The 25,308-nt window shown below is 43.0% G+C and carries 22 protein-coding genes and 2 tRNA genes; 13 read left to right on the top strand and 11 right to left on the bottom strand.

Annotated elements, in window-relative coordinates; translation table 11 throughout:
* Positions 1-2 precede the first annotated feature (2 nt).
* From ZYMOP_RS01325 to ZYMOP_RS01315, 3 genes are all read right to left on the bottom strand, one after another.
* Positions 3-1,055 carry a 1,9-bis(guanidino)-5-aza-nonane synthase gene (locus ZYMOP_RS01325; RefSeq protein ID WP_013933562.1) on the bottom strand — a complete coding sequence of 351 codons (1,053 nt, stop codon included), beginning with the start codon at positions 1,053-1,055 and terminating at the stop codon, positions 3-5.
* A gap of 128 nt (positions 1,056-1,183) precedes the next feature.
* Positions 1,184-2,365, bottom strand: coding sequence for a type III PLP-dependent enzyme (locus ZYMOP_RS01320; protein WP_013933561.1), 1,182 nt, complete (start codon positions 2,363-2,365; stop codon positions 1,184-1,186).
* A gap of 545 nt (positions 2,366-2,910) precedes the next feature.
* Entirely contained in the window at positions 2,911-3,561 is a 651-nt protein-coding gene (locus ZYMOP_RS01315) for an alpha/beta hydrolase (RefSeq protein ID WP_013933560.1), read from the bottom strand.
* Positions 3,562-3,695: 134 nt separating this feature from the next.
* Between ZYMOP_RS01315 and ZYMOP_RS01310 the strand changes: the two genes are divergently transcribed.
* The 9 genes from ZYMOP_RS01310 (at position 3,696) to ZYMOP_RS01270 (ending at position 13,234) form a co-directional block, all read left to right on the top strand.
* Positions 3,696-4,742 (top strand): cysteine desulfurase family protein, encoded by a 1,047-nt coding sequence (locus ZYMOP_RS01310; RefSeq protein ID WP_013933559.1) that lies wholly within the window; start codon positions 3,696-3,698, stop codon positions 4,740-4,742.
* Between the two features lie 60 nt (positions 4,743-4,802).
* Positions 4,803-5,555 carry a 7-cyano-7-deazaguanine synthase QueC gene (queC, locus tag ZYMOP_RS01305; RefSeq protein ID WP_013933558.1) on the top strand — a complete coding sequence of 251 codons (753 nt, stop codon included), beginning with the start codon at positions 4,803-4,805 and terminating at the stop codon, positions 5,553-5,555.
* 356 nt (positions 5,556-5,911) lie between these two features.
* The gene (locus ZYMOP_RS01300) at positions 5,912-7,930 is read left to right on the top strand and encodes a ribonucleoside triphosphate reductase (protein WP_013933557.1); all 2,019 of its coding nucleotides are present in this window, start codon (positions 5,912-5,914) and stop codon (positions 7,928-7,930) included.
* A gap of 31 nt (positions 7,931-7,961) precedes the next feature.
* On the top strand, positions 7,962-8,150 hold the full coding sequence (gene nrdD, locus ZYMOP_RS01295) for an anaerobic ribonucleoside-triphosphate reductase (protein ID WP_013933556.1): 189 nt from the start codon (positions 7,962-7,964) through the stop codon (positions 8,148-8,150).
* A complete protein-coding gene (locus ZYMOP_RS01290) occupies positions 8,137-8,748 on the top strand; it encodes an anaerobic ribonucleoside-triphosphate reductase activating protein (protein ID WP_013933555.1) in 612 nt (203 codons plus the stop codon). Before nrdD ends, ZYMOP_RS01290 begins: the two co-directional genes overlap by 14 nt.
* Positions 8,749-8,836: 88 nt before the next feature.
* Positions 8,837-9,754, top strand: coding sequence for an ABC transporter ATP-binding protein (locus tag ZYMOP_RS01285; RefSeq protein ID WP_013933554.1), 918 nt, complete (start codon positions 8,837-8,839; stop codon positions 9,752-9,754).
* Positions 9,755-9,798: 44 nt separating this feature from the next.
* Positions 9,799-10,551, top strand: coding sequence for an ABC transporter permease (locus tag ZYMOP_RS01280; RefSeq protein WP_041581858.1), 753 nt, complete (start codon positions 9,799-9,801; stop codon positions 10,549-10,551).
* Between the two features lie 203 nt (positions 10,552-10,754).
* Entirely contained in the window at positions 10,755-11,948 is a 1,194-nt protein-coding gene (gene rlmN, locus ZYMOP_RS01275; protein ID WP_041581856.1) for a dual-specificity RNA methyltransferase RlmN, read from the top strand.
* A gap of 56 nt (positions 11,949-12,004) precedes the next feature.
* Complete coding sequence (locus tag ZYMOP_RS01270; RefSeq protein ID WP_013933551.1) at positions 12,005-13,234, top strand: SAM-dependent methyltransferase; 1,230 nt, start codon at positions 12,005-12,007, stop codon at positions 13,232-13,234.
* Positions 13,235-13,306: 72 nt separating this feature from the next.
* Here ZYMOP_RS01270 and ZYMOP_RS01265 read toward each other — a convergent pair whose 3' ends face one another.
* Positions 13,307-13,897: an EF-hand domain-containing protein gene (locus tag ZYMOP_RS01265; RefSeq protein ID WP_041581614.1), complete on the bottom strand. Its 591-nt coding sequence runs from the start codon at positions 13,895-13,897 to the stop codon at positions 13,307-13,309.
* Positions 13,898-14,171: 274 nt separating this feature from the next.
* On the opposite strand from ZYMOP_RS01265, the gene ZYMOP_RS01260 reads away from it, so the two are divergent.
* The gene (locus tag ZYMOP_RS01260) at positions 14,172-15,398 is read left to right on the top strand and encodes an argininosuccinate synthase (protein WP_013933549.1); all 1,227 of its coding nucleotides are present in this window, start codon (positions 14,172-14,174) and stop codon (positions 15,396-15,398) included.
* Positions 15,399-15,540: 142 nt separating this feature from the next.
* Here ZYMOP_RS01260 and ZYMOP_RS01255 read toward each other — a convergent pair.
* From ZYMOP_RS01255 to ZYMOP_RS01245, 3 genes are all read right to left on the bottom strand, one after another.
* A tRNA-Thr gene (locus ZYMOP_RS01255) sits at positions 15,541-15,615 on the bottom strand.
* 260 nt (positions 15,616-15,875) lie between these two features.
* Complete coding sequence (locus ZYMOP_RS01250) at positions 15,876-16,625, bottom strand: ParA family protein (RefSeq protein ID WP_013933547.1); 750 nt, start codon at positions 16,623-16,625, stop codon at positions 15,876-15,878.
* Positions 16,626-16,721: 96 nt separating this feature from the next.
* Entirely contained in the window at positions 16,722-18,563 is a 1,842-nt protein-coding gene (locus ZYMOP_RS01245) for a ribonucleoside-diphosphate reductase subunit alpha (RefSeq protein ID WP_013933546.1), read from the bottom strand.
* A 581-nt stretch (positions 18,564-19,144) separates the two neighbouring features.
* On the opposite strand from ZYMOP_RS01245, the gene ZYMOP_RS01240 reads away from it, so the two are divergent.
* A tRNA-Arg gene (locus ZYMOP_RS01240) sits at positions 19,145-19,221 on the top strand.
* Between the two features lie 10 nt (positions 19,222-19,231).
* On the opposite strand, the gene ZYMOP_RS01235 is transcribed toward ZYMOP_RS01240, so the two are convergent.
* The 3 genes from ZYMOP_RS01235 to ZYMOP_RS01225 all read right to left on the bottom strand — a co-directional run bounded on the left by ZYMOP_RS01235 (position 19,232) and on the right by ZYMOP_RS01225 (position 21,612).
* The gene (locus tag ZYMOP_RS01235; RefSeq protein WP_013933545.1) at positions 19,232-19,786 is read right to left on the bottom strand and encodes an NUDIX hydrolase; all 555 of its coding nucleotides are present in this window, start codon (positions 19,784-19,786) and stop codon (positions 19,232-19,234) included.
* A gap of 175 nt (positions 19,787-19,961) precedes the next feature.
* Positions 19,962-20,975 carry a TPM domain-containing protein gene (locus ZYMOP_RS01230; RefSeq protein ID WP_013933544.1) on the bottom strand — a complete coding sequence of 338 codons (1,014 nt, stop codon included), beginning with the start codon at positions 20,973-20,975 and terminating at the stop codon, positions 19,962-19,964.
* Positions 20,976-20,994: 19 nt separating this feature from the next.
* Positions 20,995-21,612, bottom strand: a complete 618-nt coding sequence (locus tag ZYMOP_RS01225) for a LemA family protein (protein WP_013933543.1) — start codon at positions 21,610-21,612, stop codon at positions 20,995-20,997.
* A 234-nt stretch (positions 21,613-21,846) separates the two neighbouring features.
* Between ZYMOP_RS01225 and mscL the strand changes: the two genes are divergently transcribed.
* Positions 21,847-22,308: a large conductance mechanosensitive channel protein MscL gene (gene mscL, locus ZYMOP_RS01220; RefSeq protein WP_013933542.1), complete on the top strand. Its 462-nt coding sequence runs from the start codon at positions 21,847-21,849 to the stop codon at positions 22,306-22,308.
* Positions 22,309-22,373: 65 nt separating this feature from the next.
* Here the strand turns inward: mscL and ZYMOP_RS01215 are convergent, their stop codons facing one another.
* Complete coding sequence (locus ZYMOP_RS01215; protein ID WP_013933541.1) at positions 22,374-23,957, bottom strand: porin family protein; 1,584 nt, start codon at positions 23,955-23,957, stop codon at positions 22,374-22,376.
* Positions 23,958-24,236: 279 nt separating this feature from the next.
* On the opposite strand from ZYMOP_RS01215, the gene pstS reads away from it, so the two are divergent.
* Positions 24,237-25,274, top strand: a complete 1,038-nt coding sequence (gene pstS, locus ZYMOP_RS01210) for a phosphate ABC transporter substrate-binding protein PstS (protein ID WP_013933540.1) — start codon at positions 24,237-24,239, stop codon at positions 25,272-25,274.
* Positions 25,275-25,308: the final 34 nt, after the last annotated feature.

The raw sequence follows: 25,308 nt of genomic DNA, 5'->3' as shown, positions 1-25,308 counted from the left end.
ATTTAAGCAAAAATTTTGCTCCATGCCCGTGGTTCACGATTTTTCCACAGACCACGATGCCATGCATCAGAAGCCAACAAGGGTAAAACCGAACCGGCTTCAGCATAAACCATCTGTTCCAGCGCTGTATCAACCTTACCCCAGCTAGCAGCTTCTTTTAAAGTTGAAGAAGAGCAGGCCCCATCCCGCACGTCAGCTACCGTAATTTGCACGGCATATTTATGCATTTCAATATTTTCGTAGCCCAAGACTTCCGCACAAACGACCGTGTCTTGAACAAAATTCTTTGGCACGCCACCACCAATCATCAAAAGACCGGTCGTACCTGCTTGAATTTTAATTTCAGTCAGTTCACGGAAATCGGCAGCAGCATCCAGCATAACATAAGGTTTTTTATCACGAATCCGCTCAACCTGATGCTTTACGAGACCAAATCCGGCAGAAGAATCGACAAAGGCCGGACAGAAAATCGGAACATCATGCTCATAAGCTAATTTGACGAGGCTATTTTCTTTTTTACCATGCTCTGACAGATAGCGCCCCATTTCCCGAATAAAGGCACGGCTGGAATAACCGCCGGGATTTAAGGATTCTGCAATCTTATAGATTGTATTATCGCAATCCTGAAGCTGTTCTTCGTCAATATAGGTATCGTAAATACGATCAATGTAAAGAGAACGAAGGGTCATATCATCAGGTACTTCTAGAGCCTGATAATGTTTGTGTCCCAAGCCTTCAAAAAAATCCATGTCAACGATGGAAGCCCCTGTCGCGACAACCCCATCAATCATATTAGAGCGTAGTAATTCAGCATAAGCATCCATGCAGCCACCCGCCGAAGTCGACCCTGCAATGACTAAGAAAATAGAGCATTTGGGATCAGCCAGCATCTGATTATAGATGTCGGTTGCACGTGCCAGATCACGACTGGTGAAGCTCATCTTACCCATTGCATTAATAATAGGACGGGCATCAAAGCTTCGGATGTCGATGTGTTCGACTTCTTTTGAAAGCAATTCTGCTTTGCGTTGGTCGTTGATCGTCGTGTCTGTCATGAAAGAAAGCTCCGCTTAGCGCCGGAAATAAGCCGACATAAAATTTAAGTAACCCTAGATAAATCGAACCAGAAAACAGGTTTTTAATAGCAATATTTTCTAGCCAATATATTAAAAATGCTCATGACTTAGCGGATAGCTATAGTGCGTCTGAGATCATTTTCATCATCATAAAGGCTTGCCATGGGTTGATCATCTGCGATCAACGTAGGCCCCATTTTAAAACCATTAAAATCCGTGCGCATGGCATTGCCGTAAGCCCCCAGCATACCGATTTCAATGTAATCGCCAACGGCTACATCCGCCGGTAATGAAAAGGGGCCTGCCATGTAATCCATATCATCACAGGTTGGGCCATAAAAACTAAAATCTAATAGGCGCGCATCACTCGGTTTATCCCGTAACAATCTTACAGGGAAACGCCAATTAAGATGGGCAGCATCGAATAAGGCCCCATAAGCGCCATCATTGATATAAAGTTCATTCCCGCGCCGACGTTCTACCCGAACCATAATGCTGGAATATTCTGCCGATAAAGCGCGTCCCGGTTCTGCCCATAATTCCGCAGAGTAAGAGATAGGTAAGGCTTCGTAGGCTTCATGGATGGCATGGAAATAATTTTCCAAAGCCTGCGGCTCAAGATCTGGATAAACAGAAGGAAAACCGCCCCCGACATCAATGACATCTACGGTCACACCGGCTTGAACAATAGCATCACGGACTAACCCTAATGCCTGAATATAGGCAACAGGGGACATCGCTTGGCTACCCACATGAAAACAAATACCCAAAGCATCTGAGGCTTGTCTTGCAGCCATTAATAAAGATGCCGAAGCATTCGGATCGATGCCGAATTTAGAACTCAAACTTAGTTTGGAATGATCAGAAGAAACACGTAACCGCACACATAACGTTAAATCTTTGGCATAGTCGGTTGCCCGCAGAATTTTGTCTAGTTCTTCCTGATTATCCAACGAAAAAGCCCGCACACCATGGACATGATATGCCTCACGGATGACTTCTTCTGGTTTAACAGGATTCATAAAACATAAGGTAGCGTGCGGTAGCAATCCTCTTACCAACCGTACTTCATTAGCCGAGGCTACATCATAATGGGTAATACCAGATTCCCACAGACGACAAATAAGGGCCGGTGAAGGATTGGCCTTCACGGCATACATCGTCGTACCCGCAAATTTCTCAATAAAAAAGCGAGCCGCGCGATGAGCAGCATGAGGGCGAATAAGGGTGACCGGATCAACCGGACGGAGAGAAGAAGCTAACCCCAGCGCGCTATGATGTTTGTGCAATTCAAGGGACCTCCAGAGGGTAGGGTGGCAAGACTAAAAAGCTGCCTTGCGGTTGGAAGTCCCATGGGGCAGCGGGCGTCGTTCATAAAAACTAAGGCTTCGGATGTAAAGAGGATTATCAAGATTTAAATAGCTATTTAAAAATTTTTTAAATTATTGAAAAAAACGAAGTACAATAATGATAAAATCAAGGACTTTCTAAAATAATAAAATAATAAAATAATAAAAAATATATTTCTTTTATAAGAAATAAATTTCAAGGATAACTGTTATATAAATAGCAAAAATTATAGATTTTCTGAAATAAAATTAAAAAATATTAATCCTGAGAATATGGGAGCAACCACCCTAAATATAATAAATTTTACAAAAACAACAACATCTTAAAATAATTATTAAAGAAAATTATTCTGTCCTGAATAATTTATTATAACTATGAACAAAAAACTTCAATATATTCCAAATTTGATAGGTCAGAAATATTTTTAATTTTTCATGGGAGAAGGGGGAAATAGAAAATATCCCTTCTCCCAGAAGAATTTCTGTTAGGAAAGATCAGCTTTTAACCGCATATCCAGATAGTTATCTACGCTCTGCATAAGTTCCGGCATTTCATTTTGGAAAAAATGATTAGCTCCCAGAATAGTATCGTGATCAATAGTAATATGTTTTTGCGTTCGCAACTTATCCACTAATTTCTGAATGGCAGAACCCGTCACGACTTCATCGGCACCCCCCTGAATGATGATACCCGAAGAAGGACAAGGCGCTAAAAATGAAAAGTCATACATATTGGCAGGGGGAGCAATTGAAATAAAACCTTTAATCTCAGGCCGCCGCATCAGCAATTGCATCCCAATCCATGCCCCGAATCCAAAACCAGCGACCCATGTCGTAATCGCTTCTGGGTGGATAGATTGAACCCAATCTAATGCAGACGCTGCGTCAGAGAGTTCGCCAATGCCGTTATCAAAAACCCCTTGAGAACGCCCGACACTGCGAAAATTGAAACGCAATGTCGCAAAACCACGGCGGACAAAAGTCTGGTAAAGTGCCATAGTAATATGATTATTCATCGTGCCCCCACCTTGTGGGTGAGGGTGAAGAATTAAAGCAACAGGTGCCCTTGGTCGCGATCCGGGTTGAAATCGACCTTCAAGACGCCCTTCCGGGCCGGGGAAAATGACTGCAGGCATGGTGATCCATTTAGTTATCGGATGTAATAAACACCCTAAAAAAACAAGTTATCGCTCTAGCTTATATAAGGTTAGGGTTTTTTCCACGCAATATTTACGGCTTTATAAAAGCCGAAAGCTTTTAAGGACTCTGTGTGAATAGCCGCCTTTATCTCGATCATGCAGCCACTACACCGCTCTTGGATGCGGCAAAAAAAGCAATGTATAGAGGGTTGGATTTGTGGGCTAATCCATCATCACCCCATAAAGAGGGTCGTGAGATGCGCCAAGCCGTAGAATCGGCCCGTTTTCAGATTAAACAGGCCCTGAACTGGCCCCATCATTTAATTTTTACCAGTGGTGCCAGCGAAGCTATCGCTTTGGTTTTACAGCAAAATATCTTTAAAAAATCGACGATATCGGCTGTAGAGCATGATGCCTTCCGTAGGACAGGGATCGCCGTTGAAACGCTGCCCGTTGATAGTGCAGGCTATGTTCAGTTAGATAATTTACCTGAAAAACAGGTTATTGCCATTCAGGCTGTCAATAATGAAACGGGAGTCATCCAGCCTTTTGATGAGGTTGCCTCAAAAATCAGAGAAAAAAATAGTTTATGGTTTGCTGATTCGTCTCAGTCAGCGGGGAAAATTGACCTTCCGGATGCTGATTTTATCAGTATCTCGGCGCATAAGTTGGGGGGGCCTCCCGGTATTGGGGCGCTACTTGTACGCGATTTAGCGGATCTTTTGCCTTTTGGTGGACAGGAGCAAGGCTATCGAGCAGGCACGGAGAATGGGCCTGCCATTCTCGGATTTGCGGCGGCGGTAGCACAAGACAAAAGCTGGTTAAAAAAAAACAAAGCGCTACGCGAAAAGCTAGATCGCGCCATATTAGCCGCAGGCGGCGGCATTATTGCTGAAAATTCAAGTCGAATTCCTACGATTGCCTCTTATCATATGCCGAATATTGCCGCTAAGACCCAGCTTATTCTATTTGATATGGCGGGTATTTCAATTTCTGCTGGCAGTGCTTGCGCATCAGGAAGTTTAAAGATCAGCCCCGTCCTAGAAGCGATGGGATATGATCACAAAAAGGCTGAAGAAGTCATTCGCGTCAGTTTTGGCCCTGAAACAAACGAAGCCGTAATCGAGCGTTTTATTCAGACATGGCGCCACATTGCAGAAAATAAGAGGGCTCATTAAGAATCATCTATTAATGTGGTTAAGGCTTAAAGGCGTAAAAAGGGTAAAAAAGGGGCTAAAATGACGGCAATAAAAAAATCTTTCTCAAGTGATATTCAGTATGGAACAGCGCAAGAAGGTTGCCTTGTTCTTTATTCTGGTGGTCAGGATTCTACTACCTGCCTTGCATGGGCCTTAGAACATTTTTCAAGAGTCGAGACGATTGGTTTTGACTATGGCCAACGGCATAAAGTTGAATTGGATTGCCGTAAAACTATCCGAAACGAATTATCAAAAATGTCATCTACTTGGGCTGATCGACTTGGACAAGACCACAGTTTGGATCTTAATGTCCTTCATCAAATCAGCGATTGTGCCCTTACACGCGAAACCGAAATAGCTTTTGGTGAAGACGGTATTCCTAACAGCTTTGTTCCGGGACGGAATCTGTTATTTTTTACCTTTGCCGCTACAATTGCCTACCGGCGGGGACTTCGTCATATTGTCGGTGGTATGTGCGAAACGGATTATTCCGGTTATCCTGACTGCCGCGATGATACTATTAAGGCCTTGCAGGTCGCGATTAATTTGGGGCTGGAAAGGCGGCTGGTGCTGCATACGCCGCTTATGTGGCTTGATAAGGCTGCCACTTGGCAGATGGCCGAAGAGATTGGAGGCGCTGCTCTGGTCGAGTTGATTCGGCAAGAAAGCCACAGTTGTTATTTAGGTGATCGGCAACAATTACATCCATGGGGATATGGCTGCGGACAGTGCCCTGCCTGTGAATTAAGGGCATCGGGATGGGAAAAATATATTGAGAACAAATCTCAATAATAAAAGAGGCAATTAATATAAATTGCAAAGGTGATGCCAAGCGTGTTTTTAATTTTTTTAAAAAAGTTATCGGTTAGAGAGCATTTTTTTTCATAAGATTTTTCTCGCCGGAAATGGCGCTTATTTCTTTGTCAAGACTATCTATTCGCTTGACGAAAAATGAGCTTCTGATCTAGAGATTCATACAACATTTAGTGATCTCAAAATAAGATAACACAGCATATATGGTTGCAAACTATCTGCAACCAAAGGTTTTCTTTACACTTTTAGGGGCTTTTTTAAAGAATTTGCGCCTCTATTTGTGGGCTGTTTATCTTAGAATTGAACGCGATTTTAATAAAAAAAGGACACCATCAATGGCCCGTGCTGCGCCAGCTTTTCCTGCTTTCGCTCTTAAGCGTAATGGCGATAAGGTGCTATTCGATAGCGGTAAAATTCGTCTTGCTATCGAAAAAGCAGGTGCAGCTACAGGAGAATTTAAGGCATCTGAAGCGGCGAGACTTTCTGCACAGGCACAAAAAGTTATCGCGCATCGCTTTTCGGATCATGCGCCTGAAATTGAGCAGATTCAGGATATTGTTGAACAGGTTTTGGTCTCGGCTGACTATTTTGCAACAGCGCGTGCTTATATTGTCTATCGGGAACAACGTTCAAAATCTCGGAAAGATCAGGAAACCATCGTCAAGGTTGAATCCTCGATCAATGAATATCTGGAACAGGCCGATTGGCGGGTGAATGCCAATGCCAACCAAGGCTATTCTTTGGGTGGTCTCATCCTGAATGTTTCCGGTAAGGTCGTTGCCAATTACTGGCTATCCCATATTTATCCTCCCGAGGTTGGGGAAGCGCATCGTGCAGGTGATTTGCATATCCATGATTTAGATATGCTTTCCGGCTATTGTGCCGGCTGGTCTCTTAGAACCTTACTTACTGAAGGTTTGAATGGTGTTCCCGGTAAAGTCGAAGCTGGTGCCCCCAAACATATGTCGAGCGCTATTGGGCAGATCGTCAATTTTCTGGGTACTTTACAGAATGAATGGGCGGGCGCGCAGGCGTTCAGTTCCTTCGATACCTATATGGCACCTTTTATCCGTAAGGATGGCTTGGAATATAAGCAGATACGGCAATATATTCAGGAATTGATCTATAATCTGAATGTGCCATCACGCTGGGGAACGCAGACGCCTTTTACCAATCTGACCTTTGATTGGACATGCCCTGATGATTTAAAAGATCAGGTGCCGGTAATCGGTGGTGAAGATATGCCCTTTACCTATGGCGATCTTCAACCAGAAATGGATCTTATCAACCGCGCTTACATGGAAGTCATGACGGAAGGAGACGCTAAAGGGCGTGTCTTCACTTTTCCGATCCCGACATATAATATTACGCCTGATTTCCCCTGGGAAAGTGAGAATGCCAACCGTCTGTTTGAAATGACGGCGAAATATGGCCTCCCTTATTTCCAGAATTTTCTAAACTCTGACTTAAAGCCGCATATGGTGCGCTCGATGTGCTGTCGTTTGCAACTAGACCTTACCGAGCTATTAAAGCGCGGAAACGGTCTTTTTGGAAGCGCCGAACAAACAGGCTCATTAGGGGTTGTTACGATCAACTGTGCTCGTCTTGGGCGTATGCATCGTGGCGATGAAGCTAGCCTTTTTCAACGCTTGGACGCGATGCTGAATATCGGTCGCACCAGCCTCGAAATTAAGCGCAAAGTTATCCAAAAACATATCGATAACGGCTTATTTCCTTACACGAAGCGTTATCTCGGCACTTTACGCAATCATTTTTCAACGCTTGGCATTAACGGTGTCAACGAAATGATCCGTAACTTTACTTCGGGTGCAGAAGATCTGACGACCGAATGGGGGGCAACTTTTGCGGTACGTTTTCTGGATCATATCCGGTCACGGATTGTCGAATTTCAAGAAGAAACCGGTCATCTTTATAACTTAGAGGCGACACCGGCTGAAGGAGCAACCTATCGCTTTGCTCGTGAGGATAAGAAACGCTTCCCCGACATGCTTCAGGCCGGGAGTGAAACGAATCCTTATTATACCAATTCCAGTCAACTTCCGGTTGATTTTACAGATGATCCCTTTGAAGCCCTAGAACGCCAAGAAATTTTACAAAGCAAATATACCGGCGGCACTGTGTTGCATCTCTATATGGGATCACGCATTTCTAATGCAGAAGCCTGCAAGAAATTGGTGCGTCGGGCGCTTGAAAATTTCCGGCTGCCCTACATTACCATTACGCCCACTTTCTCGATCTGTCCAAAACACGGCTATTTAGAGGGCGAGCATAAGTTCTGTCCTAAATGCGATGCGGAACTGCTTGCGGCGAAATGTAATAATAAAGCAGCCTAGAAAATTTAACTATTCCAAGAGAGGAAAAATCATGACTGAATTAAAAATTACGACCCAAGATTACACAAAAATCGAGCTGAAAGACGAAGAACGTCAGCCTTGTGAAATCTGGACGCGCGTTATGGGCTATCATCGTCCGGTATCCTCATTCAATATTGGTAAGCAGGGCGAATTTGGGCAGCGCCGTTATTTTGAAGAAGGTAGCTGTGGCTGCAACTGATTTAAGAGTGGGCGGCATAGCAAGCATGTCCAGTTGCGACTGGCCAGGTGAACTTGTCGCCACTTTTTTCTGTCAAGGATGTAGCTGGGATTGTCCTTATTGCCATAATCAATCGCTACGTCCTGCGACAGGAAAAGCTGAAACACAAATTCCATGGGATGACCTGGTCGCTTTTTTAAAACAGCGTGGTCGGCTTTTGGACGGTGTTGTCTTCTCTGGTGGTGAACCCACTTTGCAATCGGCCTTACCTGATGCCATGCGAGGGGTACGCGATTTAGGTTTTAAAATCGGCTTGCACACCGCCGGTGTCAAACCAGAACGTCTGATCCCGCTATTACCCTTGGTGGATTGGATCGGTTTTGACATCAAAGGGCCTTTTTCCCTCTATGATAAAATTACGCGCATCCCGAATAGCGCTGAAAACGTAAAAAAAAGTTTGCAGCATCTCCTTGAGAGTGGCGTTAGCCACCAAATTCGTACAACGGTCTATCCGCCTTTATTGGATGAAGCGGCGCTCTTGGAAATGAAAGCGGATCTCGCGGCTTTTGGTATCACTGATTATACGCTACAACCCTATCAAGAACGCCCGCTTGTATAGTAGATTTTATTTAATCTATTCCAAATATAGGGGTTTTATTCCGGTCGAAAGCATTTTTGCGTTATAAAGTAGGGCGAGGGGGAATGCTTTGACTACAGCTATTCGCTTACATAATGTTTCAAAAAATTTTGGTGCCCATACTGTTTTGAAGGATATTAACCTTACGGTTCCTAAAAACAGTCTTTTCGCCTTCCTTGGTAATAATGGACAGGGCAAATCAACCACTATTCGACTTATTACAGGTCTTTGCCATGCCACATCCGGCAAAGTGGTTGTACTGGGTCATGATATGCAAAAAAATCCCATAGCGGCTTTGCAAAATATGGGATGTTTGGTCGATTCACCGAGCCTTTATGGTCATATGACCGCCTTTAATTTTTTAAAAATAGGCTGTTTACTAAAAAAGCTTCCCTATCAGGAAATAGACCGCGTTATCGAAATGGTTTCTCTCCATTGTGAGCGCAATTTGAAAATCAGTCATTATTCCTTGGGGATGAAACAACGGTTAGCTTTAGCCCATGCTTTATTAGGTAATCCTAAATTACTCATTCTTGATGAACCGACAAATGGTCTTGATCCTGAAGGCATTAAAGAAATTCGAGAGTTATTAGTAAGTTTGCCCGAAAGGACAGGGTGCACGGTTTTCTTTTCCAGCCACCAGTTGGAAGAAGTTGAAAAAACAGCCACACATCTTGCTCTACTCAGTCAGGGAGAAATCCTATTTCAAGGAACGCTAGAAAGCATTCGGGCCACCCATCGCTGTGGTCTGTTACTGGAGGTTGCGGATAACGAAGCAGCGCTCACTTTACTGACAAATCACGGCTATAAAGTATTTCAGCATAACGAAAATAAACTCTTGATCGAAGGGATTTATCGTCAAGATACGCCGCCGATTTACCGGCTGTTGGTTGAAGCCAATATTGATTTTTATCAATCCACGCTACAGCAACCCAAGCTGGAACAATGGTTCTCTCAACAAATACAACTTTCCAGAGGCGGGGTATAAAAAGCGCTATGGTTTTGCAAAGGTTAAAGCATTCCTTATCTTTAATGATCAGGCTGATTATAGCGGAATTTACAAAAATCAGTCGCACGCGCAGCTTAGTATTGTTTTTAATAGCCCCTGCTATAGTCGTTACGCTTGCTGCTTTTACCATAGGGCACCCTCTGGATAGAGCTTCATGGCAGATAATATGGCAAAGCGCCTTATATCTTTGGAGTAGTTTTGTTTTTCCGCTCTATATCGCTATTATTGCGACGCGCATTAATGGCAATGATCACCAGAACCAGACTTGGCGTTTAATGTTAACTTTGCCCATACGACCATGCCATTTATATTTTGCCAAGCTGTTCGTTGAGTGGGCACTTTTAGCCTCAGCTAATCTGATCCTTATATTGGTATATAGCGCGGGTCTATTGGTCAGTATAAAGAGCGATCCGATCGGATTCATGCCAGAAAACAATTTCATTATGCTGGTCGCTGGCTTGTCTCTCGTTTTTTTGCCTGTTCTGTTTATTCAACATAGCATAAGCTGGTTTACCTCTAATACGACCTTGCCGCTAACGCTTGGAACCCTTCTCAGCTTTGCAGCTGGGCCTGTGAATATAGGTTTTTCGGAACAAGGATGGCTTTATTATCCGTGGGATTACGGCTTACGCTTTATTAATAATAAGCTTGATATAGTGACTTCAAAATTAACTATTCACTTTTCTCAGTGTGAATTTTTAGGGCTAACCTTGGGTTCGTTTATTATCGCTTGCCTGCTTATAGCCCCGTGGCTCAATCGTCGCGATATACATTGATTTTATTGATTGGGTTTTCAGATAAAATGAATCTTTATTAAGCCGCTTTATACGCTATAGAGCGGCAACAACATTTTCAAAATATCTATTTTTATGCTATTCTAGATAATGAGCAGCCTTATCCTTTTCTAAAAAATTATATTTCTCCGCTTTGTCCTCTTATGCAGGCAGAAATTAAGCTTATTTTTGAGTTTTTATATCCTATGACCTTAACTTCTTCTCTTTCCGGTAGTCTGATCAGCGGTCAGGCTGAAGTACAAGTAGCACCTCGCATTTTGCCAACACGTCAGGATGGCCGCATTGATCTTTTGGGTTTATCACGGGATCAAATCCGACAGGCTTTAAAAGAAGCCGGACTTGAAGAGAAACAGGCGAAATTACGCACAAAACAACTTTGGCATTGGATGTATAACCGTGGTGCCGTCGAATTTGAGGTTATGACGGATATTGCTAAAACCATGCGTCCATGGCTAGCAGAACGTTTTGTTATTTCTCGTCCTGAGGTCGTGACGGCTCAAATATCGGTCGATGGGACCCGAAAATGGCTATTAAAAACCGATGACGGGCATGACTATGAGATGGTTTTTATTCCAGATGCCGATCGTGGCACGCTGTGCGTCTCAAGTCAGATTGGCTGCACGCTCAATTGCCGTTTTTGTAATACGGGCACTATGAAATTAGTACGCAATTTAAGCGTCGGTGAAATAGTGGGTCAAATTATGCTGGCGCGAGATAGCTTAGGGGAATGGCCTTCAAAGCCGGAAGGGCGTTTGCTGACGAATGTCGTTATGATGGGGATGGGAGAGCCCCTCTATAATTTTGATAATGTCCGAGACGCGTTAAAGCTCGTCATGGATGGCGATGGTATCGCTTTATCCCGCCGCCGTATTACGCTTTCGACGGCAGGTGTTGTTCCCCTTATGGCGCGTGCCGGTGAAGAAATGGGTGTTAATCTAGCGGTTTCGCTCCATGCGGTTACGAAAACAGTGCGTGACGAAATTGTACCTATCAATAAAAAATACGGCATTGAAGAATTATTGGCGGCTTGTGCGGCTTATCCCGGGGTCAATAATGCACGGCGCATCACCTTTGAGTATGTCATGTTAAAAGATAAAAATGACAGCGAAGAAGATGCGCATGAGTTGGTTCGGTTACTACGCTACTATCGTTTACCGGCCAAAGTTAACCTTATTCCTTTTAACGCATGGCCGGAATCGCCCTATGAATGCTCCCCAGCAGAACGGATAGCCCGTTTTTCAGATATTATTTTCGAGGCGGGCATCTCGGCACCAGTGAGACGCACACGGGGGCAAGATATTATGGCCGCTTGCGGACAATTAAAATCAGCCGCGGAAAGACAACCCCGATCCTATGTGCAGGATCCTTCTAATTCATAGTAAAATGGTATAATTTCTGCTCTTGTCTATCACTTAAAAGCCTGTAAAGTTTTAGCATGTGGCTACTCGATAGATTTTTGAAGAAATTAATCCGCCAAGGCCAACTGATCATTATTGAATCAAATGGTCAACGTCATACCTATGGGACCGTCTCTAAAAACACGCCGATTACGGTACGTTTTCATGATCCCGAAGCGCCCGATTTTGTGGCTATTCATCCTTATATGGGTTCAGGTGAGGCCTATATGGATGGTCGCATGACAGTAGATGATGAGGATATCCTAGGACTCATTGATCTTATTCTTGCCAATACTGTCAGTGATCGGGCCAGTATGCTGGAAGGCGGGGTAATCCCCCGCACGATTCAAAGCATGGCGAACAAATTTCAGCGCCTTAACTGGAAGGCTCGCTCAAAACAAAATGTTGCCCATCACTATGATCTAAGTGATAAACTATATCATCTCTTTTTGGATCAGGACCGTCAATATAGTTGCGGTTACTTCACGGATACACATAATTCTCTTGATCAAGCGCAGCTTGACAAGAAAATTCATATTGCCTCTAAATTAGCGCTTAAATCCGGCCAAAAAATTTTAGATATTGGATGCGGATGGGGTGGCATGGCGCTTTATTTAAATCGCGTGGCGGATGTCGATGTCTTGGGGATAACGCTTTCGGAGGAGCAATTAAAAGTTGCAAAAAAACGTGCAGAAGAAGCGGGGGTTTCAGATCGGGTAAAATTCAAACTTATTGATTATCGACAGGTAGAAGGACGTTTTGACCGTATTGTTTCGGTAGGGATGTTTGAACATGTAGGCCCCCCTTATTATAAAAGCTTTTTTAATCATTGCCGTGATCTTTTGGCCGATGACGGGGTGATGTTGCTTCACACTATTGGTCGTCTTGGGCTACCCGGCACGACAGATCCATGGACAAACAAATATATTTTTCCTGGTGGATATTGTCCTGCTTTATCAGAAGTTATTGGTGCAAGTGAGCATAGCGGTTTAATTGTTTCAGACGTAGAAACCCTTCGGCTACATTATATGTATACGATTAATCATTGGTATAAACGGGTGATGGCGGCCAAGGCTGATATTATTAAACTTTACGATGCCCGTTTTTATCGTATGTGGACTTTTTATCTGGCAGGGGCTTCTGCTGCGTTCCGTTTTGGCCAAATGTGTAATTATCAAATTCAATATATTAAAAAACGGGATAGCCTACCTTTAACGCGTGATTATATGTTTGAAAATGAGGCTGTATTAAAGGCTAGTGAATACTAAAATTAACCCATATCCAAAATGGTCTATTTAAAATTATCCCTGCCCAAAGAGCAGGGATAATTTTTAAAAGAATTACCGTGTTTTACTGGTGCTGGTCGTGCTTTTGCTATCGGGACCACGGAAAGGATGTTCTGCTTTCCATTTTTCAAAAGCCGCCTTACGTTCATCGGGGGTAATGATACCATCATGATTAGTATCAACGGCATCATAGGCCCCTAAAGCCTGACTACTGGCTTCATTATAGGTAACCTGACCATCATGGTTGGTATCCATGCGATCAAACCAATGAGACATGGGCCCTTTTTCCATATCACACATCCGATGGCCACCGCGCCGCCCACGGCCTTTCTTTCCAGCTGAACTGTCATCTGGGTCCTTCGGAGCGTCAGGATTTTCTTTTTGAAACTGGGCCATCATCGCCTGACATTGGCTTTTTTCATTGGCCAAAGCGGTTTGAAATTCAGCCGTAGTCACGGTACCATCATGATTAAGATCAAACTTATCAAAGTCTTGTCTTATGCGCGCCTGCATTTCTCCCCGTGTAATCGGCAGAAAGTGGGGCGGAACCATATCTTGTGCAAAAGCCTGAGAGAGAGGGGATGCTGCTAAAAGCAGACCCGATACGGCTGACAGACCATTCAAAAGAAATGTTTTCTTTTTCATCATTTTTGACCTTGTTTCAAAAAGAAGAGGTAGAACTTTATAATAAAATATAATTCCTAGGGTATTTTCCTATACTTCGAAGATGAAACGCTATCAGGCATTTTATGAATATTACCTGATAATGCTTATAATAATCTATCCTCCTTTAATAAGGAAGCCGCTATAGAATGCGTTTAAAACAGGATGATGCTTGAATCACCATGATAAGCATGGCAATCGGCGGCTATACGGTAAAGACATTGCCGCATTTATAAAATTCATTTCGGAGACTTTCATGACCGAAAAAGTCAAACGTGTCGTGCTGGCTTATTCAGGCGGCCTTGATACCAGTGTTATTTTGAAATGGCTGCAAGAACAATATGGCTGCGAAGTTGTCACCTTCACGGCAGATCTCGGTCAAGGAGAGGAGCTTGAACCGGCTCGTAAAAAGGCCGAGATGATGGGCATTAAGCCCGAACATATCTTTATGGATGATCTTCGGGAAGAATTCGTCCGTGATTTTGTCTTCCCAATGATGCGAGCCAATGCGCTTTATGAAGGGCAGTATCTTCTGGGCACATCTATCGCACGCCCCCTTATTGCCAAGCGTCAAATCGAAATTGCACGTCAGGTCGGTGCCGATGCAGTAGCGCATGGGGCAACCGGCAAAGGTAATGATCAGATACGCTTTGAACTGGGATATTATGCCTTAGCCCCGGATATTAAAGTTATTGCCCCATGGCGGGAATGGGATCTTAATAGCCGCAGCAAATTGATTGCCTACGCTGAATCGCGTCAGATCGCGGTGCCCAAAGATAAACGTGGTGAATCGCCTTTCTCGGTTGACTCTAATTTGCTCCACACATCTTCAGAAGGTAAAATTCTGGAAGATCCATGGGAAGAAGTACCAGATTACGTCTATTCTCGCACGGTTAACCCTGAAGATGCGCCGAATACGCCAGAAATCATTACAGTTGATTTTGAACGTGGGGATGCAGTAGCGATCAATGGTGAAGCCTTAACGCCAGCCGAAATTCTAACAAAGCTTAACGACTTAGGGCGTAAGCATGGCATTGGTCGTTTGGATCTGGTCGAAAATCGTTACATCGGCATGAAATCTCGTGGGATGTACGAAACCCCAGGCGGGACTATCCTTATACAAGCCCATCGTGGTATTGAGCAAATTACCCTTGATGGCGGCGCAATGCACCTCAAAGATGAGTTAATGCCGCGTTATGCTGAACTAATTTATAATGGCTTCTGGTTCTCTCCTGAACGGGAGATGTTACAGGCTGCCATCGATCATAGTCAGGCAAGAGTAAGCGGCACAGTACGTCTGAAGCTGTATAAAGGAAGCGTCAACGTTATTGGCCGTAAATCACCCAATACGCTTTATTCTGAAAAGGTCGTTACTTTTGAAGATGATGCGGGGGCCTATGATCAGCAGGATGCCGCAGGCTTTATTAAACTGAATGCTTTACGGCTGCGACTTCTGGGTCGTCGGAATCAAGAAAAACTTTAAATCTTAAATAAAAAGACCCGCGGACAAGAAAGCTTGTAAGCGGGTTTTTTATATCTTGATCAGATATACAAACGAGAGAGAACAGGATTCTCGTAATAGAGGTTAGGGTGAGGGATTTAGATTTAAGGAAACATTAAAGAAATGGTGCTGCCGGTGAGGATTGAACTCACGACCTCAGCCTTACCAAGGATGCGCTCTACCACTGAGCTACGGCAGCACTGTCACCTTTTTTCATGGTGAGGCGCTCCTATGGCGAAACTATTTCTATTAGTCAAGGTTGCTAGACCTTAATTTTAAAAAAAAGCGGATATTTTTAAAAAAATGGCCAAGAATCAGAAAGATAATAAGCAACAACAATTAGGGGCTGCGTTGCGTCGCAATCTGCGTCGCCGGAAAGAACAGACTCACCTAATAAAAGAAAATTCTAAACCTTCTTTATAAAGCGAATACCATCCTATCAGAAAAGATTAGCTGAAATTATAATTTCAAGGTCATAAGGCGACGTTCAACCGTAAGCCATAAGTCTGCTAGTCCTAATGATGCCGAACTGCGCGGCGCATAAGTGGTGATTGGGCGACGATGTTGCGCCATTTTTTCAAAAAGACAAGTTCTTGGGATGACCGGCCAATCTTTTTCTCGTTCCATGGCCTGTTTGTGGGTAATCCGCCTTTTATCCACCATATTAAACACAGGCATTAAGGCAAAAGTCATTTGTGATTTTTCACTAAAATAGCTGACTATTTCTTGGTAACTTCGATAAGCGAGGGGATCAGGGGGCACCGGAACAACAATTAACGATACCGCTTCAGCCAGCTGATCGCTTAAGGCCCCTACCATAGGGGGACAATCCATTATAATTCGATCATAATCTTTTGCTAGAAAATGTAGAATTTTTTTTAGCCGTTTTCGTTTATCCAATTTTAATAAAATGGCATCTAGATGCCGCAAAGAAATATCGGCAGGTAAAAGATCCAGTTCAGGAAGCTCGGTTGGAATAATAAAATTTTTAGGATCTAGTTTTTGAGTGAAAATAGTTTCGATATTATGAAAACCATGCTGATATTCAGCCTTTTCACCGCCTAACAGGAAAGAGGCAGCCCCTTGAGGATCAAGATCCCATAATAAAGTCCGGCGGCAAGATTGGCTGGCCGATAAGCCAGCCAAACTGATCGCCAAGGTGGTCTTCCCAACACCGCCTTTGGAACTGTAAACCGCAATGACGGTCACTATGACCTCCCTTAGCGTCGCCAATCATTCAACTAAATATGGAATATTAAATATGACTATCAATTCTCCGAGGATAAATATTTAGTCTATTTTTACTTACTGACAGGCTAAACATTCATCATAATTGCGCATTTCCACCTCAATTTGACGCATTTGCGATGTGTTGTCCGCTTCAACACCTCCTGCAAATCCCGCACGTTGAATAGATTTTGAGCGCAGATAATAAAGTGATTTTACACCTAATTCCCATGCACGGAAATGCAGCATCAAGAGATCCCATTTTTCGACATCTGCTGGAATAAACAAATTCAAAGATTGCGCTTGATCAATATAGGATGCGCGATCAGCAGCCATTTCTATTAACCAACGCTGATCAATTTCAAAACTGGTTTTGAAAATATCTTTTTCTTCAGAACTCAAGCATTCCAGATGCTGAACAGAGCCATTCATTTCTAAAATGGAATTCCATATAGCTTCGGAATCTTTTGATTTTTTTTGCAAAAGTCTTTGTAAATAAGGATTCTTGACAACGAAGCTGCCAGATAATGTTTTATGCGTATAAATATTGGCTGGGATAGGCTCAATGCAGGCAGAAGCCCCGCCTGCAATAATGCTGATAGAGGCCGTAGGTGCAATGGCCATTTTGCAAGAAAAACGCTCCATAACGCCCGTATCCGCAGCATCAGGGCAGGGGCCCCGCTCTTTGGCCAAAAGCATAGAGGCTTCATTGGCCTTAGCATTGATATGACGGAAAATTTTGAGATTCCAACTTTTGGCTAAAGCGCCTTCGAACGGAATTCCCCGTGCCTGTAAAAAGCTATGAAACCCCATTATGCCAAGCCCGACGGATCGTTCCCGCATCGCAGAATAACGCGCTTGAGCCATTTCATCCGTGGCATTATCAATATAACTTTGCAAGACGTTATCGAGAAAACGCATCACATCTTCAATGAAGCGTTTATCATCATGCCATTGATCCCAAGTAATCAGATTAAGAGAGGAAAGGCAGCATACCGCTGTTCGCTGATTGCCCAGATGATCCATTCCTGTGGGAAGGGTTATTTCTGAACAGAGGTTAGAAGTTGAGACTTTTAAACCTAGTTCCTGATGATGATGCGGCATATTGTTATTCACATGATCAATGAAAACAATATAGGGCTCTCCGGTTTGAAGTCGGGTCTCTACCAGTTTCTGGAATAGACTACGAGCATCCACTACACCCCGTCTCGAACCATCATGGGGTGAAACCAAATCAAAAGGACGTCCATCACGAACCGCTTCCATGAAAGCATCTGTCAACAAGACACCATGATGTAGATTTAAAGCTTTCCGGTTAAAATCGCCGGAAGGTTTACGAATTTCCAAAAATTCTTCAATTTCAGGATGAGAAATATCAATATAACATGCCGCCGAACCACGTCGTAACGATCCCTGACTAATCGCTAATGTCAAAGAATCCATGACACGAACAAAGGGAATGATACCGCTGGTTTTACCGTTCATTCCAACGGTTTCCCCAATACCGCGTACATTACCCCAATACGTCCCGATTCCGCCACCACGGGAAGCCAACCAGACATTTTCATTCCAGATATTGACGATACCTTGAAGGCTGTCTGGAACAGAATTTAGATAGCAAGAAATAGGTAAACCACGTTTTGTGCCGCCATTAGATAAAACTGGCGTTGCTGGCATGAACCATAATCGAGAAATGTAATCATAAAGCCTTTGCGCGTGGGCTTCGTCATCGGCATAGGCATCTGCAACACGGGCAAAAAGATCCTGATAACTTTCACCGGGGAGAAGATAACGATCATCCAAAGTGGCTTTACCAAATTCAGTTAATAAAGCGTCCCGGCTCGAATCGATTTTAATTTTGAAACGCCGTTGGTTTACGCTTTTGGTGCTATCTTTCAATTTTTCCGAAGAAAGCGTCATCGTCTTCTATTTCCTTAACTACTCAAAAAAAATTCTAAAAAAGAGAAGCGGGTTAAAACGGGTTTTCCCAGTTTCTTTTCAAGAAAGTCTTCTTTGTCCCCATAGTGACAAAACCGACGGATATTAGCCGGCTATAACTCTCTATTAGTCGCTATTATACGGCACTCAATTTTAGAAAATTTTTCCAAATATTGTGTTTCAATATGTTGATATACACCAGTGATAGTGTAGGATGGCAATCCACCGCAAAGATTATTTTTTTTGTTTTTTTTAGATTTCACTTGCCTTTCCACGACTCAGCTTATTTGTTAAAAGGAAAGGCGATGGATTTTTTTCAACGGCGCTATTTATAATTTCAATGATAAAAATTCTGCCCAAAAGAGAGACTTTTCATAATTTAAAAAAATCTAACCACATTCTTAAGTTAAAAGAGAGGGCGCTTTTTAGTTTTCTATTGTGTTCAAGCAAGCGGTGCAGAAACGAAAAATTCAAATTTTTCCGCCTGAAGTAAAAAGAAATTAAAGAAAAATACGCTTGGTGGTTGAAACCTGCGCGTGAATGCGTATAGCTCTGCTCAAAGTGACCCCGTAGCTCAACGGGATAGAGCACCTGCCTTCTAAGCAGGATGTTGCGTGTTCGAGTCACGCCGGGGTCACCATTCAGATAGTTCAGTCTTCAGGAAATGCGGTCTTTCCTAATAATGCAGGCCCTAAAAGCAATAAAAGCTTTGCATCCATAACAAGCCCTTCAGCTCTCTTTTGAACGATAAATTCGGATAGTTGCGCTAACTTTACCCGATGAACGGTAATATTTTCATCATCAACCCCGCCCCCTTCGCCGACTTTAGTTAACACTTCTGCACGAATAAGAAAGAATCCTTCAGACGTCATACCCGGAGAGGATGCAAATTCTCCTAAATTATGAATGACTTCTGCATGGTAGCCAGTTTCTTCTATAAGCTCTCGTTTGGCCGCGTCTTCTACAGATTCACCGGATTCTTCATCGCCCACAAGGCCCGCGGGCAATTCGATTGTATTGCAATCAAACGGAATGCGGCGTTGTTCGACTAAAATAATGGTGTCTTCATCTATAGCAACAATAACGGCGGCTGTCATATTATGAGGACGACTGGCATATTCCCAGCTACCACGCCGATTTAAAAGAATATATTTCCCAGAATAAAGAAGTTCAGTTTTAAGCGGTTTTTCAGGGTTTTTATTCATAATACAGATGTCCAATCCAGAATTTAAAATCTATTATTCTGGAATATTATACGAGGTTTTCATGTTTTTATAAAAAGTTTAAAAATGATTTACAAAAAATAAGATATTAAATCTCATGTGATATTAAAAATGAAATATTATTTCCTCAGCACCTACGCGGTCGAAGAATAAATATTTACCAATCATCTGACGCGCCCCCACCGCCAAATGAGCCCCCATCACCGCCACCAAAAGAATCATCGTTACCGGAATCATGATCAGAATTATCGCGGCCATCACCCCCGAAGAAGCCACCGCCGCTACCACCATGCCCCCCTCCATTCCGACGGCCAAACAGCATGGAAAGTAGCATGAAAGTTGAAATTATATTCAAAATAAATCGAAGAACAGACCATAAAGTACCAAAGAAAAAATGGAGCCGTCCTGAGATAGGGGAGGATAAAAAACCTTCTTTTTTAGAAGAATAATCATTTTTATCATGCCCCTTCGCGAAGTTCTGAAATTTACTTTCGCTGATAAGCGCCGTTATAAAAAAGAAGCCTCCGCCTATAATAATAATCCATATTAAAGGGTGTATAGGCTTTAGTGGTTTTACAGGTAAGGAATCGTTCGTTGTTTTCGTTTTATAGTCGGCTTCTGCCTTTAATGACTTGTTTCTTAATTCATCCTCAGGATCGGTCAGTAAATCACCAAAAACCTGAACGCCTGCTTCAATGCCATCCTCGACATTTTTTTTGAGAACAGGCACAACTTTTTGATGGAGAAGGGTAAAAGTAAGTGCATCGGTAATACTACCCTCTAGGCCATAGCCGACCTCGACGCTTACTTTTCTATTTCCGGCTTTCGGATAGACAATAAAAAGCAATCCATCGTTAATTTTGTTGTGCCCGATACCCCAATGACGCCCCAATCGATACCCGTAATCGCGGATATCGTAACCTTGTAAATCATCGACTGTGACAACAATCATCTGATGCCCGCTTTTTCGCTCAATTTCCGCTAACTCAGCATTAATCTTTTTCTCTCTTTGGGGGGAAAGAACATGAGCGGCATCGACCACATACTGATCACCGATATCTGGAAAATTTTGGGCAAAAGCCCCCGCTGTCATAAAGACAGTGGCAAAAGCACAAAAAAGACAGCCTAATAGCCAGCAGCGGGACAGTAAATTTTTTTTAAAATTAGACATAGCTACTGGCTCTATCCTATTATTTCTTTTGAGAGGCAGAATCTGGGGCATCAAAGCTGACAGTCGGGGCCGCCTGCGCATTGGTTGCGGTTGCTTCATAAGGGGTCATGGGTTTTGCACCATAGAATATTTTAGCTCCGATAGCATTCGGGAAGGTTCTGACTAAGGTATTATAAGACTGAACTGCTTCATTATAGTCCCGTCTTGCAATAGTAATCCGGTTTTCAGTCCCTTCCAGTTGAGCCTGTAAAGCCAGAAAATTCTGATCTGCCTGTAACTGGGGATATTGTTCACGAACTGACATCAAGCGTCCCAAAGCCATACTTAACCGTCCTTGGGCCTCAGCAAATTGCTTCATAGAATCGGGGTTGTCCACCGAAACATTCATGGATGTTGCCTTAGCACGGGCTTCTGTAACCGCCGTTAGGACATCTTTTTCATGGCTAGCATACCCTTTAACAGTAGCAACCAAGTTAGGAATAAGATCAGCTCGTCGTTGATACTCATTCTGAACATCTGCCCAGCGCGCTTTTGCGTTTTCTTCAGCAGCTGGGATTTGGTTAATCCCACAACCGGCAAGCGAAACCGCCGCAACCGGAACCAGTAAAGCGGGAGAAAGACGACGTAACAAGGACATGGGGAATTCTCCGATTAATTACCGAAATTAAATGAAAATTTAATCCAATATTTGGAAATCATAGTAATTATTGAATTAAAAAATATTTTTTAATATAGAATCCTATTTCTATAAATAACAAACGCTATTTTGGACTAAAAATATAATTAAACTTGTATAAATTTAAATTATTTTTATTCTAATTAATCACTCTTTAAAATATGATGAATAGCCAAACACGGAGAAAAATAAAATATGTCGCTAATCACTGATTTCAAGAATTTTATCAGCAAAGGTAACGTGCTCGGTTTGGGTATCGCTGTTATCATGGGTGATGCTTTTAATAAAATCATCAGTTCTGTAACAGGTGATCTTTTAATGCCGATCATCGGTGCTGTCTTTGGCGGTGTTGATTTCTCGGGCTTTTTTATTCGTCTTGGTGCTGTTCCTGCAAATTATACGGGATCTCTCACAAGTTACAATGATTTGAAAAAAGCAGGGGTACCGTTGTTCGGCTATGGAGCGTTTTTAACGGTTGTTGTCAATTTTGTCATTGTAGCTTTTATTCTATTTTTAATTATGAAAGCGGCTAGTAAGCTTCAAAAGGAATTCGATAAATCCGAAGATAAAAAAGAGAAACTGGCTGAACAGGTATCTCCACCAGAAAATATTGTTCTTCTGCGCGAAATTCGGGATGAATTACGGAATAAAAAATAAAAAACAGTAATAAAAAAGGCCTTCAATAACGAAGGCCTTTTTTAATCAAATAATTTTTTAAAATATTAAAAATTGAAATTCGTAAAGAGTCCGACTTCTCTATAAGAAGCGCTTCTCATACCCCCAATAGCCCCATTCGTTGTATTAATATAAATAGGCACTGTGCCTGTGTAGCCATTATTAGTGACATTTTCTTGCTTATAGACAAGACCCACATCAATATTTTTAATCGGCTGCCAATCAACACCAGCATTAAAATAGTGATCCCTGAAATGAGAATCGCTTTTCATAAAAGGTTGTGCCCAGTCATAGCGCCCAAATACTGATACTCTGTCCAAAACGCGAATGGACCCCCAACCAGACCATCCTTGACCTGCATCCTTTTTATTAAGGGTGCTATCTGTTGTACAAGCATTAAGGTTACAATCCAGCGAGGAAGCGGTGAAATCTTTGGCGTAAAAATATTCGCCACCAAAACGGAAGCGCCCATGAACATAAGCAATGACTGCATTATAGCGCTGAGCTGCATTATAGACATATTGGCCTAATTGACCACGTTCTTGACCTTGATGGCCAATATGCGCACCACCACCGACAGTGAAACCGGCATAATTAACATTAATACGGCCTTCAAAATCAGGGTTCTTTGAACGAAACGGTGACCGATACCCTGATCCGTCAACGACAGCCATGTTATATTCGACCAAGCCATTCCACAATTTACCTAAGGCAAAAATACCCCAATCAGCAGAAGTCGCAAAATTCGCACGCTCTGAAGAGGTATTTTCTACCCACCGATAGCCATAAAGATTTTCGACAAAAGGTAACCAAGGAAGATCGGCCGCACCAAAACGAACCGACAAGGCATCTGACTGCTTTCCTTCAAGATAGGCATGCTTGATATATATGGCTTCCCCAACACCAGAAATATAAGACGCGTCCGTAGTCAAACGGGCAGCCCAGTTGTCATTAAATTTATGATCAACCATTAAATAGAAGCGTTTTAAATCGAACCCCATAGAATCTCCGACAGGCCGATTTTTGGTATCATACCCAATATTACCGGCGGGCGTATTAATACTGGTCGGGGCAGAGGTTCGACCCGGCATCCATGCCGCCGCTTGTCCATCCTGTCGATAATTGACATAGCTGGCATTAGAATACATCCGCATCCCAATATGCGTATTCGCAAACCAGTCACCAAATTTAAGCTTCTTATCAATTCTTTGGGAGACAGATTTATCAACCTGCTTATTGATTTGATCAGGAATCGAATCAATTGCTGCGGCGAGTCTCAGCTGTTGCTCAGATAAAGTCGGTTGTTCGTTTTTTAGTTCATTTGTATTTAAAGGGACCGCTTTTTGCGGAATATCTGCTTGAACTACAACGGGCGTAGCCGTTTGCTGTTTCTTATTTTCTTGAGCATCTAGCCTAAGAGCCAGTGCTTTTAATTCAGCATGGAGTTGGCGGATTTCTTCTGATTGCCTAGCGATCTCTGCTGCAGCAGAATAATGAACAGATTTTAGCTTTCTGGAAGGCGGGACGGAAGCCGCTTTGACAGGAAAAGAAGTAACCGGAATACTCGCAAAAATTCCCAATACCGGAATTAATCCACTGCTCCTTCTAAGAGATTGAAAAAAATGCTGCATATACTCTCCACGCACAACCCGTTCGGCAGGGCGGAGATATAGCGAGCGCTTATGACAGTTTTTCTATCACTTTTATGACAAAACCATGACAGAAGATTTGACAGATATTAGGCCAGATTGGCTATCCTTGTTTTAAGAAAGGAACCTCTAAAAACTGTCAGGCATTATGATAACACAAAACAAAAAATAGGTTTTTGTCATTTTTATGCAATATGACAGGATTACAGATCGTCGCATAGAAACGCCTTAATATCCGATATAAAGAAAGATAGTGCTGTCATGGTTAAGAAAATAGCTGCTCTCGTAGGTTTTATGAGTCTTCTTGGCAGCTCTGCCTATGCAATGACAATCTCGGGGGCAGGTGCCACCTTTCCGGCACCCGTTTACGGCAAATGGGCTAATGATTACCGGAGTAAGACAGGCATAGTCATTAACTATCAGCCTATTGGTTCAGGGGGCGGGATCAAACAGATTAACGCTTCGACGATTGACTTTGGCGCTTCTGACAAACCCTTGAAAACAGACGAACTTTCTAAAGGCGGATTATACCAGTTTCCAACCGTTATGGGCGGTATCGTTCCTATTGTTAATCTACCGGGTTTACGTTCCGGTCGGCTCCATTTAACTGGCAGTTTACTTGCTGATATCTATCTCGGCAAAATCACGAAATGGAATGACAACCGTATTGCTTCTATTAACCCATGGTTAAAATTGCCAGCCGTGCCGATTACAGTGGTACATAGAGCGGATGGTTCAGGGACTTCTTTCCAATTTACGTCTTATCTGACACTTAAAAGCTCTGAATGGGCTTCCCGTGTGGGTGCCAGTGATGCGGTACAATGGCCAAGCGGTCTGGGCGGAAAAGGCAATGATGGTGTCGCGGCTTTTGTAAAACAAACGGTCGGTGCTATTGGTTATGTCGAATATGCGTATACGCGTCAAAGTACAGTGCCTTATGCGCTTATTGCTAATTATGAAGGCCAATTCCCGCACCCTTCAACAGAAAGCTTCACAGCAGCTTCGGCCGCCGCCGATTGGACTCATGCACCAGGCAACGGCATTTCCCTTTTGGATCAAAAAGGCAAAAATAGCTGGCCTCTCGTTTCTACCACTTATATTTTGTTACATAAAACACCGAACAAACCTGAAACCACAACAGAAGTATTGAAATTTTTCGATTGGGCTTATCAAAATGGAGATAGCGCTGCTTTATCCCTTGACTATGCGCCCCTACCGAAAGAAGTGAAGACTTTCATCCGTCAACAATGGCCGCATAACATTCAGGTTAATGGCAAGCCCGTCTATAATGCGCATTAAAGCACATTAAGGCATTGTTTCCGGATAAAATTTG

It is taken from the genome of Zymomonas mobilis subsp. pomaceae ATCC 29192 (assembly GCF_000218875.1).
In the GTDB taxonomy this organism is placed as follows: Bacteria; Pseudomonadota; Alphaproteobacteria; order Sphingomonadales; family Sphingomonadaceae; genus Zymomonas; species Zymomonas pomaceae.
Note: the sequence above shows the minus strand (reverse complement) of the source record. Positions and strands in the feature narration are given on the sequence as shown.

Coding starts and splice junctions, on each gene's coding strand:
- ZYMOP_RS01325 (WP_013933562.1), bottom strand. CDS start 1,055: ATGACAGACACGACGATCAACGACCAACGCAAAGCAGAATTGCTTTCA.
- ZYMOP_RS01315 (WP_013933560.1), bottom strand. CDS start 3,561: ATGCCTGCAGTCATTTTCCCCGGCCCGGAAGGGCGTCTTGAAGGTCGA.
- queC (WP_013933558.1), top strand. CDS start 4,803: ATGACGGCAATAAAAAAATCTTTCTCAAGTGATATTCAGTATGGAACA.
- ZYMOP_RS01300 (WP_013933557.1), top strand. CDS start 5,912: ATGGCCCGTGCTGCGCCAGCTTTTCCTGCTTTCGCTCTTAAGCGTAAT.
- nrdD (WP_013933556.1), top strand. CDS start 7,962: ATGACTGAATTAAAAATTACGACCCAAGATTACACAAAAATCGAGCTG.
- ZYMOP_RS01280 (WP_041581858.1), top strand. CDS start 9,799: ATGATCAGGCTGATTATAGCGGAATTTACAAAAATCAGTCGCACGCGC.
- rlmN (WP_041581856.1), top strand. CDS start 10,755: ATGACCTTAACTTCTTCTCTTTCCGGTAGTCTGATCAGCGGTCAGGCT.
- ZYMOP_RS01270 (WP_013933551.1), top strand. CDS start 12,005: ATGTGGCTACTCGATAGATTTTTGAAGAAATTAATCCGCCAAGGCCAA.
- ZYMOP_RS01265 (WP_041581614.1), bottom strand. CDS start 13,897: ATGAAAAAGAAAACATTTCTTTTGAATGGTCTGTCAGCCGTATCGGGT.
- ZYMOP_RS01260 (WP_013933549.1), top strand. CDS start 14,172: ATGACCGAAAAAGTCAAACGTGTCGTGCTGGCTTATTCAGGCGGCCTT.
- ZYMOP_RS01245 (WP_013933546.1), bottom strand. CDS start 18,563: ATGACGCTTTCTTCGGAAAAATTGAAAGATAGCACCAAAAGCGTAAAC.
- ZYMOP_RS01235 (WP_013933545.1), bottom strand. CDS start 19,786: ATGAATAAAAACCCTGAAAAACCGCTTAAAACTGAACTTCTTTATTCT.
- ZYMOP_RS01230 (WP_013933544.1), bottom strand. CDS start 20,975: ATGTCTAATTTTAAAAAAAATTTACTGTCCCGCTGCTGGCTATTAGGC.
- ZYMOP_RS01225 (WP_013933543.1), bottom strand. CDS start 21,612: ATGTCCTTGTTACGTCGTCTTTCTCCCGCTTTACTGGTTCCGGTTGCG.
- mscL (WP_013933542.1), top strand. CDS start 21,847: ATGTCGCTAATCACTGATTTCAAGAATTTTATCAGCAAAGGTAACGTG.
- ZYMOP_RS01215 (WP_013933541.1), bottom strand. CDS start 23,957: ATGCAGCATTTTTTTCAATCTCTTAGAAGGAGCAGTGGATTAATTCCG.
- pstS (WP_013933540.1), top strand. CDS start 24,237: ATGGTTAAGAAAATAGCTGCTCTCGTAGGTTTTATGAGTCTTCTTGGC.